This window comes from Celerinatantimonas marina, from assembly GCF_046054165.1.
GTDB lineage: Bacteria > Pseudomonadota > Gammaproteobacteria > Enterobacterales > Celerinatantimonadaceae > Celerinatantimonas.
Genome location: NZ_JBFNXK010000005.1, coordinates 58776 through 76139 on the forward strand (window position 1 = coordinate 58776; position 17364 = coordinate 76139).

General features: G+C 41.5%; 18 protein-coding genes and 1 riboswitch. Of the genes, 12 read left to right on the forward strand and 6 right to left on the reverse strand.

The genetic code is table 11. The features are described 5' to 3' along the window. Positions 1 to 256 precede the first annotated feature (256 nt). From ABUE20_RS06795 to ABUE20_RS06805, 3 genes are all read right to left on the reverse strand, one after another. Entirely contained in the window at positions 257 to 766 is a 510-nt protein-coding gene (locus ABUE20_RS06795) for a hypothetical protein (RefSeq protein WP_408619121.1), read from the reverse strand. A gap of 477 nt (positions 767 to 1243) precedes the next feature. Next, the gene (gene tpiA / locus ABUE20_RS06800) at positions 1244 to 1993 is read right to left on the reverse strand and encodes a triose-phosphate isomerase (protein ID WP_408619122.1); all 750 of its coding nucleotides are present in this window, start codon (positions 1991 to 1993) and stop codon (positions 1244 to 1246) included. A gap of 117 nt (positions 1994 to 2110) precedes the next feature. Beyond that, positions 2111 to 2887, reverse strand: a complete 777-nt coding sequence (locus ABUE20_RS06805; RefSeq protein WP_408619123.1) for a YdcF family protein — start codon at positions 2885 to 2887, stop codon at positions 2111 to 2113. Positions 2888 to 3194: 307 nt separating this feature from the next. Between ABUE20_RS06805 and ABUE20_RS06810 the strand changes: the two genes are divergently transcribed. Next, positions 3195 to 4385 (forward strand): amino acid aminotransferase, encoded by a 1191-nt coding sequence (locus ABUE20_RS06810; protein WP_408619124.1) that lies wholly within the window; start codon positions 3195 to 3197, stop codon positions 4383 to 4385. Between the two features lie 64 nt (positions 4386 to 4449). Here ABUE20_RS06810 and ABUE20_RS06815 read toward each other — a convergent pair whose 3' ends face one another. After that, complete coding sequence (locus ABUE20_RS06815) at positions 4450 to 5373, reverse strand: LysR family transcriptional regulator (protein WP_408619125.1); 924 nt, start codon at positions 5371 to 5373, stop codon at positions 4450 to 4452. A gap of 171 nt (positions 5374 to 5544) precedes the next feature. Here ABUE20_RS06815 and ABUE20_RS06820 point away from each other — a divergent pair, with 171 nt between their 5' ends. From ABUE20_RS06820 to ABUE20_RS06850, 7 genes are all read left to right on the forward strand, one after another. Further along, on the forward strand, positions 5545 to 7074 hold the full coding sequence (locus ABUE20_RS06820; protein ID WP_408619126.1) for an ABC transporter substrate-binding protein: 1530 nt from the start codon (positions 5545 to 5547) through the stop codon (positions 7072 to 7074). Positions 7075 to 7095: 21 nt separating this feature from the next. Continuing rightward, the gene (locus tag ABUE20_RS06825) at positions 7096 to 8013 is read left to right on the forward strand and encodes an ABC transporter permease (protein WP_408619127.1); all 918 of its coding nucleotides are present in this window, start codon (positions 7096 to 7098) and stop codon (positions 8011 to 8013) included. A gap of 9 nt (positions 8014 to 8022) precedes the next feature. Then, on the forward strand, positions 8023 to 8928 hold the full coding sequence (locus tag ABUE20_RS06830) for an ABC transporter permease (protein WP_408619128.1): 906 nt from the start codon (positions 8023 to 8025) through the stop codon (positions 8926 to 8928). A 10-nt stretch (positions 8929 to 8938) separates the two neighbouring features. Then, on the forward strand, positions 8939 to 9928 hold the full coding sequence (locus tag ABUE20_RS06835; protein ID WP_408619129.1) for an ABC transporter ATP-binding protein: 990 nt from the start codon (positions 8939 to 8941) through the stop codon (positions 9926 to 9928). Next, the gene (locus ABUE20_RS06840; RefSeq protein ID WP_408619130.1) at positions 9928 to 10755 is read left to right on the forward strand and encodes an ATP-binding cassette domain-containing protein; all 828 of its coding nucleotides are present in this window, start codon (positions 9928 to 9930) and stop codon (positions 10753 to 10755) included. Before ABUE20_RS06835 ends, ABUE20_RS06840 begins: the two co-directional genes overlap by 1 nt. Before the next feature lie 88 nt (positions 10756 to 10843). Beyond that, positions 10844 to 12256 carry a M20 family metallopeptidase gene (locus ABUE20_RS06845; RefSeq protein WP_408619131.1) on the forward strand — a complete coding sequence of 471 codons (1413 nt, stop codon included), beginning with the start codon at positions 10844 to 10846 and terminating at the stop codon, positions 12254 to 12256. Then, a complete protein-coding gene (locus ABUE20_RS06850) occupies positions 12253 to 13422 on the forward strand; it encodes a M20 family metallopeptidase (protein WP_408619132.1) in 1170 nt (389 codons plus the stop codon). The genes ABUE20_RS06845 and ABUE20_RS06850 overlap by 4 nt, the downstream gene beginning before the upstream one ends. A 43-nt stretch (positions 13423 to 13465) precedes the next feature. Here the strand turns inward: ABUE20_RS06850 and ABUE20_RS06855 are convergent, their stop codons facing one another. Then, on the reverse strand, positions 13466 to 13792 hold the full coding sequence (locus tag ABUE20_RS06855; RefSeq protein ID WP_408619133.1) for a cupin domain-containing protein: 327 nt from the start codon (positions 13790 to 13792) through the stop codon (positions 13466 to 13468). Positions 13793 to 14003: 211 nt separating this feature from the next. Here ABUE20_RS06855 and ABUE20_RS06860 point away from each other — a divergent pair, with 211 nt between their 5' ends. Beyond that, complete coding sequence (locus ABUE20_RS06860; protein ID WP_408619134.1) at positions 14004 to 14354, forward strand: hypothetical protein; 351 nt, start codon at positions 14004 to 14006, stop codon at positions 14352 to 14354. Positions 14355 to 14484: 130 nt separating this feature from the next. Here the strand turns inward: ABUE20_RS06860 and ABUE20_RS06865 are convergent, their stop codons facing one another. Then, entirely contained in the window at positions 14485 to 15072 is a 588-nt protein-coding gene (locus ABUE20_RS06865; RefSeq protein WP_408619135.1) for an LON peptidase substrate-binding domain-containing protein, read from the reverse strand. A gap of 122 nt (positions 15073 to 15194) precedes the next feature. Then, a riboswitch (molybdenum cofactor riboswitch) is annotated at positions 15195 to 15328 on the forward strand. Here ABUE20_RS06865 and moaA point away from each other — a divergent pair. From moaA to moaB, 3 genes are all read left to right on the forward strand, one after another. Continuing rightward, positions 15317 to 16291 (forward strand): GTP 3',8-cyclase MoaA, encoded by a 975-nt coding sequence (gene moaA, locus ABUE20_RS06870; RefSeq protein WP_408619136.1) that lies wholly within the window; start codon positions 15317 to 15319, stop codon positions 16289 to 16291. Its footprint overlaps the riboswitch before it by 12 nt. 3 nt (positions 16292 to 16294) lie before the next feature. After that, positions 16295 to 16855, forward strand: coding sequence for a molybdenum cofactor guanylyltransferase (mobA, locus tag ABUE20_RS06875; protein ID WP_408619137.1), 561 nt, complete (start codon positions 16295 to 16297; stop codon positions 16853 to 16855). Further along, positions 16855 to 17364 (forward strand): molybdenum cofactor biosynthesis protein B, encoded by a 510-nt coding sequence (gene moaB / locus ABUE20_RS06880; RefSeq protein ID WP_408619138.1) that lies wholly within the window; start codon positions 16855 to 16857, stop codon positions 17362 to 17364. Before mobA ends, moaB begins: the two co-directional genes overlap by 1 nt.

A 17364-nucleotide genomic window follows, 5' to 3' on the forward strand; every position in this document is an offset into this window, starting at 1 on the left:
GCATTGTCGTTGATGCTAAGGGAATGGCCCTAGAGGGGTCTAAACGCATTTCGAACTTAATATCGAACCAAGTGATCTCACAACGATATCGTGTTCAAAACGATCTAAATTGAACAGCATTCAACTGCCAAAATCTAGCTGGAGAGCACAGAGATACTTGGCTTACACTTATATTTATCTCGAATCTAAAACTCAGCGTTCAGTTTAAAATATACTCCATACTACCACGCCGAGAGTCCGATATAAATTAAGATATTTACCAATGAATGCTCGATTTCGTATGATCACAGTGAAAGGGTTCTGAGCCAATTAACCGATACCAGTCAAATAGAACGAGACAAATAAGAATACCCAGTCGATTCTGTTCCTCTCTGTTCACTTCATCGACATGCTGATACCCAACAGAGCGAAGCCGATAGATAAGAATAGCAATCAACTCAATCAAATCGGATCCCTCAATATCGGCATAAAATCCTTTTTTTAATAATTCAATATAGAATTTGTTTAGATCCATAGTATCCTGTGGCACTTTATTGCAATTAAGAAATTTCAGTAGTTCAATATGTGCTTCAGTCAATTGGAGTTGGTAAGGAATTAATTCTAGCTTTTCTAGTAGAAAATTAAATTCTACGGCAAAGCTAAACGGTTCATCTCGGTATTGATGACGTTGCTCATCCCATATCACAAGCCAATTTGGTTTTACACGCCTTAAGCATTTAAAGACAATATTATCTAAGCAGTGACTATTTTGAAAAAACATTTTCATCGCTAATACTTCAGGCTAACCCAATAGCTATGGGGATTCCGGGGGAGTCACTAATAATAGAAAATATATGGCTGGGCTGTCAATTATATAGATATAAGTTTATTGTTATAAATAGAGATTAGATCAATATCTATAAACTCATTATCTGTAAATTTCTTAAAACTTATAGTGTTTTTATTAGATGAAAATGTCATTAAATTATATATAAATTGAATAATTATAAGTTAGATAAAAATTTAATTTAAATATATGAATAAGATAGGGCTTTAACTATATAGAAAAGGATGGCGCACTATGAAAATTAAATTGAATACAAAAGGTTTAAAGGAATAATTCAATGGCATCTTATGCCATTATCATCAATAAAAAATCCGGTACAACTGAGTTATACCGGATTAAAATCTTAAAAAATACCTCGCCAATGCCAATTAGAATTTTTAAAATGACATGACTTCATTTTTATGATGCTACTAGCGCTTATGCAGCAGCAATAATACCTGCAAATTCATCAACAATCAGTGATGCACCACCGACCAAACCGCCATCGATGTCTGGTTGACTAAATAATTCTTTAGCAGTGGCCGCTTTTACACTACCGCCATAAAGAATCTGAACTTTTGCAGCAACATCAGCACTCTGTGCAGCTAGCCATTGGCGAATGCCTGCGTGAACAGCTTGTGCTTGTTCAGCAGTTGCTGATTTGCCAGTTCCGATAGCCCAGATGGGTTCATATGCAATGACAGCATTATTAAATGCATCGATGCCACAAAGATCTACCACGGCTTTCAACTGACGTTCAACAACAGCCTGAGTTTCACCAGCTTCATTCTGTTCCAGACTTTCGCCAATACATAAAACAGGAACTAACCCATATTCTTGAATAGCTTTAAATTTACCAGCAACGACTTCATCTGATTCGTTATGATATTCACGACGTTCGCTATGGCCGACCAAGCTATAAGTACATCCAAATTCTTTCAGCATGACAGGAGAATTTTCACCTGTGAATGCACCAGAAGTATGGATATCCGCATCTTGAGCGCCATACGCCAGTTTGCTACCTGCTGTCAGTTGTTCTACCTGACCTAAAAAGATAACTGGAGCACAAACAGCTACCTGAACACTAGAAGCCGCATTGGCAGGTTCAACTAAACCTTTAACCAAAGCTTCTACAGATTCTTTTGTACCATTTAGTTTCCAGTTACCCATTACTAATGGTGTTCTCATTGTCAACATCTCCTCGTTTTATTAATGCGCTTGATTATATTGAATTTGAACAAAGATCGTAGGTCTTATTGAAATTAAATTACAAAAAAAAGGATAAATCTGATCTATGACAATCCTTTATGGTAAATGCTTTTGAATATTTTCCCATAAAGTACCTAACTTTTCATGCCAGTAAGCATCAAATTTTCCAACAGTAATGGCATCCGGAAGGTACTGATAGCTTGCCAGCGGGCCTTGATACATTTTCCCAAGATAGTCTGTTGGGATCGGTGTAATTTGATTACTAAATTTTTGAAAATAGCTCATTGCTCTTTTCATATGAATCGCACTAGTAACCAATGCCGTCGGGCGTTGTCCTATATAAATGGAAATCAGCCGGGCTTCCTGCGCCGTATCTTTTGCTTTAGGGATCGTGATAATACTGGCCGGTAGAATATTCGCTTGCGTTGCTACAATCTTCATTAACTCCGCATTTGTTTTAGGGTCGCTACCGCTATAACCAGAAACAATTAATCGAGCTCCTGGATTTTGTTTAGCTAATTCAATGCCTTTCATAATTCGTAATAAAGAGGCCCGACTGAGCTGTTCAATAGGAGATAAACGCGGATCAGAGACATGCCCACCCCCAAGTACCACAACGAAATCAAATTGATTGGTTACATTTTTCGGCATGCGATATTGTGATTCAAGAGCATATAACCGTTGGTTGACCCAAGGAAGATTACTTGAAAAGCCAAGTAATATAATGACGATAAGTAAAGGCCATGCGGCTAAGAAAGGGCGTTTTTTTAAGCATAAATAAAAACTAAGGAGTAGCAAAAGCAAGCAGATGTTGATTGGCATCAGTAAACCCGCTATCCATTTTTTTACAATAAATGCCCAACTAAATTGCATAGAGCTGGCCCTAATATGAAAACAATGGCTGCTATCATAACAGCATGTTGATAAAAGTTGCTATTTACTCAAAGCTGTTTATCTCAAGGAGGACGTTTCCCAATTAATGAACTTTGAATACAAACGTTCCTTTTGTGTTGAATGAATGGCCTCTTTTGATGCGCGTGTTGTAACAATTTTTATAATTTAGTCAAGAATTCATGGGATCGTAAGGAATAAATTTAGTTTCGCCTGAAGACAGCGTCAGGCTTTTACGCTAATCTCTTGCTAAAGAAATTAGCACGACGAGATAGTCAAGAGGATAGGAATGTTTGAGCATGTGAAAGAGGCCCCAGCTGATCCGATTTTAGGATTAACTGAACTGTTTAAAAAAGACGAACGAGTTGAAAAAATTAATTTAGGTTCTGGTGTATATAAAAATGAAAGTGGCCAGACCCCGATCCTCGATACTGTCAAAAAAGCCGAAAAAATATTGCTTCAAAATGAACAAACGAAAGTCTATTTGAGTATTGAAGGCTCACCTGAATATGGTAAAGCGGTTCAACAGTTATTGTTTGGAACCGGTCATTCGATCATTAGTCAGCAGCGAGCCGTGACAGCACAGGCCCCGGGGGGCACAGGCGCCTTAAGAGCGGTTGCTGAATTCGCATTTCGTCATGTTGGGATACGGACCGTTTGGATTTCTGATCCGACATGGGCCAATCATGCCAATGTTTTTCATGCCGCAGGATTAGAAGTAAAAACATATCATTATTATGACCCTACAACTCATGGGCTTGATTTTGACGGAATGGTAGCGTCACTCCAGCAGATCCCATCAGGAGATATGGTTTTATTCCATGGTTGCTGTCATAACCCAAGCGGGATCGATCCAACTTTTGAACAATGGCAAACCTTATGTCAATTATCATTAGAAAAAGGCTGGCTACCTTTGTTTGATTTTGCCTATCAAGGATTTGCGAAAGGTATTGAAGAAGATGCTGCCGGTCTTCGGTTATTTGCTGAAACCCATTCAGAGTTATTGATTGCGAGTTCATTTTCAAAAAACTTCGGGTTGTATAATGAACGGGTCGGAGCTGCAACCATTCTGGCCAAAGATGCCGAAATAGCGCGTATCGCGTTTACACAACTCAAAGCAGGCATTCGCGCTAACTATTCAAATCCGCCCAGTCATGGCGCAAAAATTGTGTATACCATCCTATCTGATGAACAATTAACGGCTGAATGGCATGCAGAAGTTACACAAATGCGCGAGCGTATTCAGCAGATGCGGCAGTTATTTGTAGCCACTTTGAAAAAATATAAACCTGAAGTCGATTTCAACTTTATTGAACAGCAAAATGGAATGTTCTCTTTCTCGGGTCTCAATAAAGAGCAGGTATTACGACTAAGAGAAGAATATGGGGTTTATATTGTAAATTCGGGCCGAATTAGTGTGGCCGGAATGACTCAAGCCAGTATGGATACACTTTGTAAAGCAGTGGCAAGTGTTCTCTAATTTTGGGTATTATTTTATTTACCGGGATATTTTTATCCCGGTATCCACTGAAGTGATTAACAACCTATTTCAGCTCGTTTTCTCCAGGTAAAGATTGAATTAAAAAGCCTAGGAACACATCAACCGCTTTAGGAAGTGTGCGTCCCATGAGTGTTTGAACTTCAATATTCCGGATATCCATTCCTCGATCCCGAATCGGTAATGCAACTAAGCGTTGTTCTTTAACCAGATTTCGAACGGATATCTCTCCGAATAACGAGATCCCACCACTATGAATTGTATATTGGGTGAGTGCTGCAATATAGCTTCCGGTAAACGCCGGTTCGATGGCTAATTGTTGTCGACTTGCACAGATATCAAAAAGTTGGCGAACCGTAGTATCTCGATAAGGTAAAGCTAATGGATAAGCTGCAATTTGAGAGAGCGAAACGGATTTTTTATGAGCTAAAGGATGATTTGGAGCCATAATCGCCAGTATTGGTGCAGGTTGACGAAAGGCCACGTTAATATCTGGGCTGGGGTTTAAACTAAAAGTCACACCGATATCAGCATCACCGTTTCGAATTGCATCGGAAACATGGGCTGGGGGATAAACATCAATTTTAAATTGGATCTGCGTGTACTGGCGCTGGAATTGAGCAATACATACAGGTAGATATTCCATTGCAAAACCTTCGGTACAAGCAATCGATACTTTCCCCTGTTGTAAGCCTTCTAAATCTTTTATTTCAGCTAACACCCGATCTGTTTCTAATAGAACTTTACGAGCATAGGCCGCTAGCATTTCACCCGCGGCACTAAGAACCATGCCTCTAGGACGACGTTCAAAAAGAGGCGTTCCTAGTTGTTCTTCTAATCCGGAGATCTGACGGCTGATGGCACTGGTTGCAACATTAAGGTGCGATGATGCCAAACTAATAGAGCCACATTTACTTACTTCAATGAAATAACGAAGCGCGGGTGCTGTTAAATGTGGAATATTGGCCATAAGAATCCTTTATCAAAAATGCTTGATTTTGGTGCCCTAAAACAAGGCAGTATCGTTGCCGATTCAGCAATGATTTATTGCAAAAATTGTTATTGTTGCAAGGTTTATTATCGCTTAGCATCGAGTGTAAACCAAGGGTTTATTTACTTTCCAAAGTATAAGGAAATGCTTATGACTGACATGTTTCGCCGTATCGTTCCATTAGCAATGACAGCTTCCTTTTTGTTCTCTGCTCAATCCAGCTTTGCTAATAAAGCAAATGATACACTCGTGTATGCTTCGAATAGTTGGCCTGAAAATATCAGCCCATACCACAATAATCTTCGTGAGGGGGTCATTTTAAGTCATCTGGCTTGGGATACATTGATTTATCGTGATCCGAATACAGGTAAGTATGAGCCTATGCTCGCCACGAATTGGCACTGGCAAGATTCAACCCATTTATTGGTCAATTTGCGTCAGGACGTTAAATTTCAAAATGGCGATTCGTTTAGTGCTGACGATGTGGCCTTTACTTTCAATTATGCCATTTCACCTGAATCTAAAGCAGTAACGTTACAAAACGTAGATTGGATTAAACACGTCGATAAAACAGGACCTTATCAGGTTGTGTTCGAGTTAAAACGACCATTTCCAGCAGCATTTGAATATCTCTCTGGCCCATTGCCTATTTACCCAGAAAAATATTTTAAAAAAGTAGGGCTCGAAGGATTTGATAAAGCACCTATCGGGACAGGTCCTTATCAAATCGTCAAAGTAGTTAATGGTCAAGAAGCTGATTTAGTTAAAAACCCTAACTATTTTGGTGGAAGTCCAATCGGGAAACCTAAGATTGGAAAATTGAAATTTGTCTTTATTCCTGATTCGGATACCCGATTAGCACAATTGATGACTGGGCAAGTGGATTGGATCTGGCGAGTCCCCTCAGATCAAGCCGATCAACTTAAATCCGTTCCCAATATTACCGTAACTGGCAGTGAAACAATGCGAGTTGGTTTTATCACGATGAATAGCCGAGGAACAGATAATCCGGATTCCCCATTTAAAAAACTACAAGTTAGACAAGCAGTCAATTATGCCATTAACCGCGAGGGTATGGCCCATTCGCTAGTCCGAGGCGGAAGTCGTCCACTTTATACTCCTTGTTTCCCCGCTCAATTTGGATGTGATACACAAAGTGCGGTGCAATATCCATATGATCCTGAAAAAGCCAAAGCATTGCTGGCTCAGGCAGGTTATCCCAACGGGTTCAGTACGGATATTTATGCCTATCGAGATCGTGACTATGCCGAAGCGATCATTGGTGATTTACGTAAAGTCGGAATTATTGCCAAATTACGCTTTATGAGTTACGCCGCTCTGCGTAGTGACATGCGTGCCGGTAAAGTCCCCATGTCTTTCCAAACTTGGGGTTCCTATTCCATTAACGATGCCTCAGCGATCATCAGTGTTTATTTTAAAGGCGGTGCCGATGATGAAGATCAGGATACTCAGGTGCATAAGTGGTTGGAAATCGCGGATGCGTCCATCGCACCGGAAGTCCGCAAGCAGAATTATGCTAAAGCCATTAAGCAAATTTCTCAGCAGGCCTATTGGGCACCTTTGTTCTCATATACCAGTAACTATGCGTTCACCTCGGATCTTAAGTTTAAGGCTTATCCCGATGAACTCCCTCGCTTCTGGGAATCTTCTTGGAAATAGTTAGTAAAAGGGAATGTAACTATGTGGAGTTATGTCATTCGCCGTTTGTTAACGGCGGTTAGTGTCGCAATAACTGTTTCAGTCATTTGCTTTATGCTATTGCACCTTTCCGGTGATTTAGCGACAGCTATTGCTGGCCCTGAGGCAACTGCGGCACAAGTTGAACAAATTCGGGTACAGTTTGGATTAAACCAACCCATTGTGTTTCAGTATGTTCATTGGCTATGGTCTGCCATCCATCTAGATTTTGGTAAATCATACTTTTTCACAGATTCTGTGATGACTTTAATTCAGCAGCGGTTGCCGGTGACTTTAACTTTAGGGGCAATCGCCTTGTCGGTTGCCACACTAGTTGCTATTCCATTAGGTGTTGTCGCAGCCATTAAACAAGATACCTGGATCGATCGTCTGGCTTTAACGATTGCCGTGTTTGGTCAGGCGATGCCCAGTTTCTTCTTCGGATTGGCTTTAATTATTATCTTTGCGGTGAATTTGCATTGGTTTCCAGCAGGAGGAACCGGGAGTTGGCAGCATTTTGTCCTGCCTGCAATTGCTCTGGGCTATTATGCTACACCATCGATTATGCGATTGACTCGAACCGGAATGCTGGAAGTTTTAAGTTCCGACTATATTCGGACTGCGAGAGCTAAAGGGATCAGCGAGTTTAAAGTGGTATTTAAACATGCCCTGCGTAATGCAGTTATCCCGGTTGTCGCACTATTGGCGGTTGAGCTTGGATTCATGTTAGGTGGTTCAGTTGTGATTGAGTCTGTTTTTTCATTGAGAGGATTAGGTCAGTTAGCCTGGGATTCTATCGCCAGAAATGATTATCCAGTGGTTCAGGCAGTCGTTTTATTAATTGCGGTATTTTACATCGCTCTGACTTTTATTGCCGATCTGCTCAATGCAGTTCTTGATCCAAAATTACGTATTCGTTAGGAGGAAAAAATGGATTCTATTTCATTAAGTAAAAGTATGGTTGATCCATTACCCGTTATTCCTCCTTGGCGGAAAATGGTTAATCGCCTATTGGGCTATCATAGTCTTACTATTGGGGGAATAATGCTGGGTGTCATTATCGTTGTTGCGATATTTGCACCTTGGATCGCGCCTCATGATCCTTATGCTCAGGATGTAACACAACGCATGATCCCTCCGGTTTGGCATATCCAAGGCACATGGGAACACTGGTTAGGAACCGATAAGTTAGGTCGGGATTATTGGAGCCGACTTCTGTATGGAACCCGTATTTCATTAATTATCGGATTTGCAGCTGCAATTTTATCTGGATTTATTGGCACGACCTTGGGCATTTTAGCCGGTTATTTCGGTGGACGAACCGATGCCATTATTAGCTATTTGATCACAACTCGGCTAGCGCTTCCGGTGGTATTAGTCGCATTGGCTATGGCGTCATTGGTGGGTGGTTCATTACAGATTGTCATTATATTGTTAGGATCGCTTTTATGGGACCGATTCGCCGTTGTCGCTCGGGCAACCACTCAGCAATTGCGAGACTCTGAATTTATTGCCTCAGCCAAAGTCTTGGGCGCATCTACTTGGTATATTTTATTGCGTGAAATTTTACCCAATATTCTCAGCCCTCTGATTGTGGTTGTTACACTTGAAATGGCACATGCCATCTTATTAGAAGCAACTCTGTCCTTCCTTGGGCTAGGGGTGCAGCCTCCATTACCTTCATGGGGACTCATGGTTGCCGAAGGGAAAGCCTATATGTTTTTTCAACCTTGGGTAATTGCGATTCCTGGTGTAGCTCTCATGATCCTGGTGATGGCCATTAACCTAGTCGGTGATGGATTACGCGATTTAAATGCACCACAAAATCGAAGTTAGGAGAAAAATCATGGAAACATTACTTGAAGTGAAAAACTTACAGGTGCGACTCCCGACCTCTAATGGTGAATTAAATGCAGTACGCGGAATTGATCTAGACGTTAAAAAAGGTGAATTACTTTGTCTTGTCGGGGAATCAGGATGTGGTAAATCGATGACCTCTATGGCGCTGATGGGATTACTCCCTAAACGAGCGCGCTGTGAAGCGGATAAGATGATGTTTCAGGGGGAAGATTTACTAAAAATATCTAAAAAATCGCGGAATAAATTACGCGGTATGAAAATGGCGATGATTTTTCAGGAACCGATGACATCTCTAAATCCAGCTTACAAAATTGGTGATCAACTGTGTGAAGGAATTATGACTCATAAACATTTGAGTCGGGATGAAGCGCGTAAACGAGCCTTGTATTTACTACAACGCTCCGGTGTTCCATATCCGGAAGAGCGCTTGAATCAATATCCCCATCAGCTATCGGGCGGCTTGCGTCAGCGAATTATGATTGCGATGGCTTTAATGTGCGAGCCTGACCTAATTATTGCTGACGAACCAACCACGGCATTAGATGTTACGATTCAGGCTCAAATTTTACGCTTGATTAAAGAACTTCAGCAGGAGTTTGGGACCGCAGTGATCTTCATCACCCATGACTTAGGAGTTGTTGCTCGAATTGCGGATCGAGTTGCTGTCATGTACGCCGGACAGGTTGTTGAAACAGCAACTACCGAAACTTTGTTTGCATCACCTCAACATCCATATACCAAAGGCTTGTTGAATTGTATTCCAATCCCAGGGAAAAATAAAAAAGGGCAGCCATTAGATACGATTGAAGGGGTTGTTCCTAGTCTGATTGGACAAACTTCAGGGTGTGCTTTTGCGAATCGTTGCCCTTATGCTCAGTGCCAATGTTCTCAGCGATCTCCAGATTTAATACAGGTTGAACCTCATCATTGGTTACGTTGTCCTGTCTACAGTGAACCATTTAAGGAGGCTTGCTGATGAAATACGCTTTGGAACTTTGCGGATTGTCTCGCTATTTTGATATTCGCAAGAAAGCATGGCAAAAACCCTCCCGATTTATCGCGGTTAACGATGTATCATTACGGATTAAACCGGGAGAAGTGTTGGGGCTAGTAGGTGAGTCAGGATGCGGTAAAAGTACGCTGGCTAAGATGATTCTGGGATTATTAGAGCCCAGTGAAGGCGATATTTTATTATCTGACAAAGCGGTTAATCTAAAACACCGGCATCAATTAGCCAAGCAGATCCAGCCTATTTTTCAGGATCCATATTCATCATTAAACCCCAGGAAACGAATTGAAGATATTATTCGATTACCTTTAAAATTGCACCATATTGGAGATGCCGAACAGCAACGGGATAGCGTTCGAGAAATTGCTGAAAAAGTTGGGCTTCCTCTGCGGTTATTAAAGCAATTTCCGGGGCAATTATCAGGTGGGCAGCGCCAGCGAGTGGCGATTGCTCGAGCGTTAATTCTTAAGCCAAGTATTTTAGTTTGTGATGAACCGACTTCGGCATTGGATGTCTCCGTTCAGGCACAGATTTTAAATTTACTAAATGAATTAAAAGAAGAATTTGGTCTTACGTATCTATTCATTAGTCACAACTTAGCTGTTGTCGAACATTTGTCTGATCATGTGGCTGTGATGAATCAGGGGCAAATCGTTGAGCAGGGGACATGTGAACAGATTTTTCATCATCCTCAGCATCCTTATACACAGGCGCTACTCGCTTCAGTGTTAACGCCTGATCCAACGTTGGGATTGCCAGGGCAAGATGAGTTGAGCTGGCGAAAAGCCGTTTAAATATTAACGAATCAATTATTTTACTGTATCGGTGCGAATGCAACGATAGTCGAGTTGTTATGCCTTCAGTAAGGCAAAGGAGTTATCTATGAGTCGGGAAAAAGCTATCGAAGCCGCAAGTGATTATTTTAATCAGGGTGAATTTCTGAAGGATTTACAGTCTCGTATTGAAATTGACAGCGTGAGTCAGGATAACCATCACTTCGATAAATTAAATGACTATTTAACACAGCAAATGGTTCCATTGCTGGAATCAATGGGATTCACATGGGAAATTTATGAAAATCCCGTGGCTCAAGAAGCCGGAGCGTGGCCTTTTTTGATCGCAGAGCGGATTGAATCCGAAGATTTACTCACTGTATTGAGTTACGGCCATGGTGATGTTGTTAATGGCTATGATGACCAATGGAAAGATGGATTATCGCCGTGGTCAATCAAGGTGGAAGGGAATCATTGGTATGGACGTGGGACGGCTGACAATAAAGGTCAGCATAGTATTAATTTAGCGGCGCTGCAGCAGGTCTTAAAAATCCGTGGTTCTCTGGGATTTAATGTCAAATTAATACTTGAAATGGGTGAAGAGGCAGGCTCCCCTGGCTTAGCTGAGTTCTGTCAGCTACATCAAGCTCAGCTTAAAGCAGATCTATTTATCGGTAGTGATGGTCCTCGAGTGGGCGCTGAATATCCAACGGTATTTTTAGGCTCTAGAGGGTCACTTAATTTTGATCTGCGGGTTAATTTACGCCCGGGCTCTTATCATTCCGGAAACTGGGGCGGATTATTAGCCAATGCTGGAACTCGATTAATTCATGCATGGGCTTCTCTGGTTGATGCCAAGGGTAAAATTTTAGTTCCGGGATTATTACCCCATGAGTTACCTGCAGCTGTACGAGCCGCTATCCGAGGTATTCCAGTTGGTACGGGGCCATCGGATCCTGAGATTGATGCTTCATGGGGTGAGCCTGGATTAACGCCATCAGAGCGGGTCTTTGGCTGGAATACATTAGAACTATTGGCTTGTCAGACGGGAAACCCTCAAGCCCCCGCGAATGCGATTCCGGGCTCCGCCTCGTTACACGGTCAAATTCGCTATGTGGTCGGTAGTGATAGTGAGCATTTTATTGAAATCATCCGAGATCATTTAGATCGAAATGGTTTTGATGATGTTGATGTATTTGCTTGTGGTGTTACTAAAATGGAAGCTACACGTTTAGATCCAACTGATCCTTGGGTTTCTTGGGCGCTGGATTCTATTCGTCGTACAACCGATGTTGAGCCCACATTATTACCTAATTTGGGGGGCTCCATTCCCAATAACGTGTTTAGTCAGATCCTTGGACTGCCAACGTTATGGATCCCCCATTCATATCCAGCATGTTTACAACATGGACCTAATGAACATTTATTAGCTTCGGTTGCCTTGCAAGGGTTAAAAATGATGGCGGGTATTTTCTGGGATTTGGCTGAAACAGGCCAAGCCGTTAAGGATTCCCGGTTATGAATACGGCAATGATGGATTATATTTGTTCATGGCTAGTCTCCCATCAACAACCCATGTTTGATTTGCTGGAAAAGTTAGTCAATTTAGACTCGCCCAGCCACCAACCCGAATTAGTCAGAAGGGTGGGGAACACACTGATTGATGAATTTAAATATTACGGCATCAATGCACATTGGATGACTGATCCAGAAGGGGGAATTTGTGCCGAGATAGGTGATCCAAATATAGCTCCTATCTGTTTAACAGGGCATATGGATACCGTATTTAAGGACGGGACTGTGGCTAAACGGCCCTATCAAGTCCAAAATCAGGATGCGTATGGGCCCGGAGTAGCCGATATGAAAGCAGGATTAGTGATGAATGCTTATGTATTGGCAGCATTTGCAAGCTGGCAACAACAGTATTCAACGCAACTTCCTTGGCGACTGCGTTTTATCTCAACCATGGATGAAGAGATCGGCTCTCCCCAAGGACAAAAAGTCATGCAATCACTGGTAGCCGGAGCTAAAGCTGTTTTTAATGCCGAACCAGGGCGTATCAGTGGTAATGTCGTCAGCGCCAGAAAAGGCGGCGACTCATATGTGATTGAAGTGCACGGGCGAGCGTCTCACGCTGGAGTGAGTCATGCGGATGGTGTTTCAGCAATTGAGGCTTTAGCCCGGATCGTTATTGCGATTCATCAACTTACGGATTATGAAAAAGGAATAACAACCAATATTGGGGTTATTCAAGGTGGAACAACACCGAATACGGTAGCTGCATATGCTTGTGCTAAATTAGATGTCCGTTATATGGATGCCTCTCAACGTGTTCAGTTGATCGAAGCTTTAGAGCAATGTGTGGCCCGACATGGAATGCAAGGTATTCAAGCCACACTTAAACATGTAGCCGGTTTTGTTCCATTTGAATCGAAGATGAGTGCATCGCTACTGGCCATATATAAACAACAAGCAACCCAATTGGGAATTAAGGTTGATGGAGAATTCACCGGTGGATGTTCGGATGCAGGCTGGACATCTGCCATGGGGATCCCAACATTATGTGGAACTGGTCCGGTCGGAGAAAAAATGCATACTGATTTAGAATGTTGTCATCTGGATACATTTGTGGATCGGGCTCAGATTGTAGCCCGGTGCTGTATTCAATTAAACAGTGTTTCAGAATAATCTAGTTTATAAGATCAGGAGTCTACCTCCTGATCCAATCGTTTTATGCTTTTAAAAAGTCGTCACGCATTGGCGTAAATGTATCAAGTAGTACCCCTTTTTCCAGGCAGACACACCCGTGTTCAACGTTTGGCGCTTTATATAAAGTATCGCCAGCGGTAACATCATGCGTTTCACCGCCGATAGTAAAACGAAATTTGCCACTTAAGATATAAGTTAATTGTTCATGAGGATGATGATGCATAGCACCGATAGCATCTTTTTCAAAATGGACTTCTACTCCCATCATTTTTCCATCATGAGCCAGTACTTTTCGGGTGACGCCATCACCTAAGTCTTCTAATTCAATTTCTTTATTAAAGACAAACATCTATGTATTCTCCTCATCGTTAGTCTATTGGATAAGATTAACACATAGATTGTAAAATAATAAAACATTGTTTTATTAAATTTATTTTCTGTCGTTGACATCTAAAATTTTGAGGTAAATTTTTGATTTTGCAAGAGTGGTTGTGTAACCAACATTACTGTTTTATTGTGTGAATTATAAAATAAGTTACGTGTCTCACAAGGAGGGCAGAATGATGTGGCGGATATTATTGTATCTATTGATATTATTTTTCATTCCTTTAGGCCATGCGGCCTTTATTCATCCTCTTCAATATTCCGGAACCGCTGAACAAACAAAAAATCTGGAAGTTTATATTCGGCAAATGGTTCACTATCGGTATTGCCAGACTCCATCAAAACATAATTTGTGTTCTCCAGAACAATTACGCCAACTGGAATACCTAGAACACAAGGCATTTAAACAGGCGACTAAAGTTAAGAAAGGAACAGCGATTAACCGGGCCATTTTTGATGCTTGCGCGGAGCACCCGAATGAATGCAGTTATCAAGATATCATGATGCGTTACCGTCAAATTGAATAAAATTGAAAAGATAGGGTGATCTATTTGGGGAGTTATTCAATTTTATGCTACACCTAAATATGTATGTCACTTCCTTGACATTGACTCCTGTAGATTTGCCCTTTGGCACCCGGCTTTTGCCGGGTTTTTATTATGAACCTTTTAACATTTCAATTAAAAGCTGATGAATACGCTCACAGTTAGGTGCCGCCATTATTGCCTGTTTTTCATGAATAGATAGCGGTAATACTTCTAACCAGCGTTGGCAAAGCCATGTCAGATTTTTTAACTGAGGGTTTTGGTAAAGTTTCCCTAGCTCTGGATACTGTATGTAGATCTGGGAAAGGCAATCAGCAATATAATGTTCAGACTCAGGTAATGTAATTACTGGCCAGGTACTTAGTTTTTGTACAGTTGCCTGATCAGCATGATGACATGTCGTTTCTGTTGATAATTGGGGATTGCGCATCCGAAACCGAAACTGTCCTTCAACAATAACACCTAAAATTCCTCCCTGAAGCAGATCAAAATCCACGATAGTTACTCCGGTTCCGATCGGCATTAGCTGAGATTCCGCATGCGATATCTGAGGTTGAATACACACAATTCCAAAGGGCTCTTTATTTCGGCAACATTGAGTGATCATACTAAGATAACGAGGTTCAAAAATAGTCAGCGGAAGTCGTCCACCCGGCAGAATATGAGTCGATAATGGGAAAATAGGTAATGTAATCATCATACTGCTCCCCTTATAAAGGGTTATTTAAACACTGAACTATCAATAAGTTATTTCAAGAAAAATTGATAGAAGCCAAGAATTCTGGTCAGTTGCTACTAACAAAATTAGCATAATTTACGTATAATGCCGCTCAAACCGAGCGCTTTAACCTTCATCTGCTTTAGATATGGATAACGTGCCTCTGCATATGTGCAGACAGGGTGTAAGAAGAAATGATTATGCCTCCCAACTTGGAAAGGTTTCGATGTTAACTGATGATTTTAATCGCCGATTCAGCTATTTACGGCTGTCGGTGACCGATGTATGCAATTTTAAATGTCAATATTGTTTGCCCAACGGCTATCAACGGCCTGAGCAACAGCCACAATTTTTAACTCTTCCGGAAATTCAGCAAATTACCCAGGTTTTTGCACAGGCCGGAACGACTAAAATTCGTTTGACTGGGGGAGAACCTACCTTACGTCGGGATATTGGTGAAATAATAGAAATCTGCGCGAAGACTCCGGGTATCGAAACCGTGGCGATGACAACCAATGGATTTCGTTTAGCTCAGAATGCCCAGCTGTGGAAAAATGCTGGCCTTGATCGTGTCAATATTAGTGTTGATAGTTTTGATGAACGCCTCTTTAATCAGATCACCGGAACTAAAAGCTTTTCGAAAGTGATGTCTGGAATTGATGCAGCATTAGCCGCCGGATATCGAAGTGTTAAAATTAATACCGTATTAATGCAGCACTATAATTTCGCGCAATTTGAAAAAACACTAGAACGGCTCCGAAATTGGCCGGTTGAACTCCGATATATTGAATTAATGGAAACACTTGAGCAACGCTCGTTGTTTAGCCAGGAACATGTCAGTGGCCAACAACTAAAATTGCTGTTATTGCGTCATGGGTGGTCAACCACAACAGTTCAAGAAAATGCCGGACCCGCACAGGTTTTTAGTCATCCGGATTATTGCGGGAAAATTGGTCTAATTTTACCTTATGAGACCAACTTCTGTGACAGCTGCAATCGACTTCGTGTATCAGCCCGAGGTAAATTACATTTATGCTTGTTTGGTGAAGAGGGTTATGATCTACGTCCCTCTTTGCAAACCCAAGATCCTGAACTTTTAATTGAAACTATTTCACAAGCATTAGCCCACAAGCGAGCTACTCATTATTTACATGATCATGATCCGGGACAAACGATACATCTGGCATCTGTCGGAGGTTGAGTGATGAGTACCCGTATTGCAAGTTTAGTGCTAAGCGGTGGTCAATCCAGCCGCATGGGGCAAGATAAAGCGTTACTTTCTTTTGATCACCGCTCATTACTAGACCGACAAGTTGAATTATTGACAGGATTACATTATCCGGTTTGGGTGAGTGGTCTTTATCCGCAATATCCTCATATTTCGGATCAGAGTCGGGCAAAAGGACCATTAGCAGGTATTGCATCATCGATGCGTTATCTTCAAGATCAAGCTGACTTTTTATTTATTATTGCGGTAGACATGCCGTTATTATCAGCGGATTTATTAACTTTTTTGTTGCAGCAGATGCAAGGTGAACAAGCATGTTATGTTGCTCAATCTATTTTTCCGATTTGGCTCCCAAATACCCCGGACAACCGAGCTAGCATTGAAAAAGCTGAATCAAGTCATGATTATGCTTTAAAACCATTTTTGAGAGCGATAGAGGCAAAAGTTATTTCTTGTCAACAAATGTCTCTATTAACAAATACGAATACCCCTGAACAATGGCGTGATGCCATGACTCATATAAAGGAGAACCATTAATGAGCCATAGTTCTAAAGAATTTAAACCATTAAATATAGCTGTGTTAACTATATCGGATACTCGAACTATTGAAACCGATACTTCAGGACAATTTTTAGTGGATGCTTTGATTGCCGCAGGCCATAAGCTCCATGAACGAGCAATTGTCATTGATGATCCATATAAAATCCGAGCATTGGTTAGTAAATGGATCGCCGAAGAAACATGTCAGGTTGTCATCTCTACTGGTGGTACCGGATTTAGTGACCGCGACTTTACACCTCAAGCGATTATTCCTCTGCTCGATAAAAATATTGAAGGCTTCGGCGAGCTGTTCCGATCCATTTCTCATGAAGAAATTGGAACCTCTACGGTACAGAGTCGTGCGGTTGCTGGTATGGCTAACCATACGGCGGTTTTTTGTCTGCCAGGATCAACTGGAGCATGCCGCACAGGGTGGAATAAAATCCTTGAAGAGCAATTAGACAGTCGGCATAAACCATGTAACTTTGTGATGCATTTAGGGTGA

Coding starts and splice junctions, on each gene's coding strand:
- tpiA (WP_408619122.1), bottom strand. CDS start 1,993: ATGAGAACACCATTAGTAATGGGTAACTGGAAACTAAATGGTACAAAA.
- ABUE20_RS06850 (WP_408619132.1), top strand. CDS start 12,253: ATGAATACGGCAATGATGGATTATATTTGTTCATGGCTAGTCTCCCAT.
- ABUE20_RS06820 (WP_408619126.1), top strand. CDS start 5,545: ATGACTGACATGTTTCGCCGTATCGTTCCATTAGCAATGACAGCTTCC.
- ABUE20_RS06840 (WP_408619130.1), top strand. CDS start 9,928: ATGAAATACGCTTTGGAACTTTGCGGATTGTCTCGCTATTTTGATATT.
- ABUE20_RS06860 (WP_408619134.1), top strand. CDS start 14,004: ATGATGTGGCGGATATTATTGTATCTATTGATATTATTTTTCATTCCT.
- ABUE20_RS06855 (WP_408619133.1), bottom strand. CDS start 13,792: ATGTTTGTCTTTAATAAAGAAATTGAATTAGAAGACTTAGGTGATGGC.
- ABUE20_RS06865 (WP_408619135.1), bottom strand. CDS start 15,072: ATGATGATTACATTACCTATTTTCCCATTATCGACTCATATTCTGCCG.
- ABUE20_RS06830 (WP_408619128.1), top strand. CDS start 8,023: ATGGATTCTATTTCATTAAGTAAAAGTATGGTTGATCCATTACCCGTT.
- moaA (WP_408619136.1), top strand. CDS start 15,317: ATGTTAACTGATGATTTTAATCGCCGATTCAGCTATTTACGGCTGTCG.
- moaB (WP_408619138.1), top strand. CDS start 16,855: ATGAGCCATAGTTCTAAAGAATTTAAACCATTAAATATAGCTGTGTTA.
- ABUE20_RS06825 (WP_408619127.1), top strand. CDS start 7,096: ATGTGGAGTTATGTCATTCGCCGTTTGTTAACGGCGGTTAGTGTCGCA.
- ABUE20_RS06810 (WP_408619124.1), top strand. CDS start 3,195: ATGTTTGAGCATGTGAAAGAGGCCCCAGCTGATCCGATTTTAGGATTA.
- ABUE20_RS06845 (WP_408619131.1), top strand. CDS start 10,844: ATGAGTCGGGAAAAAGCTATCGAAGCCGCAAGTGATTATTTTAATCAG.
- ABUE20_RS06805 (WP_408619123.1), bottom strand. CDS start 2,887: ATGCAATTTAGTTGGGCATTTATTGTAAAAAAATGGATAGCGGGTTTA.
- ABUE20_RS06815 (WP_408619125.1), bottom strand. CDS start 5,373: ATGGCCAATATTCCACATTTAACAGCACCCGCGCTTCGTTATTTCATT.
- ABUE20_RS06835 (WP_408619129.1), top strand. CDS start 8,939: ATGGAAACATTACTTGAAGTGAAAAACTTACAGGTGCGACTCCCGACC.
- ABUE20_RS06795 (WP_408619121.1), bottom strand. CDS start 766: ATGAAAATGTTTTTTCAAAATAGTCACTGCTTAGATAATATTGTCTTT.
- mobA (WP_408619137.1), top strand. CDS start 16,295: ATGAGTACCCGTATTGCAAGTTTAGTGCTAAGCGGTGGTCAATCCAGC.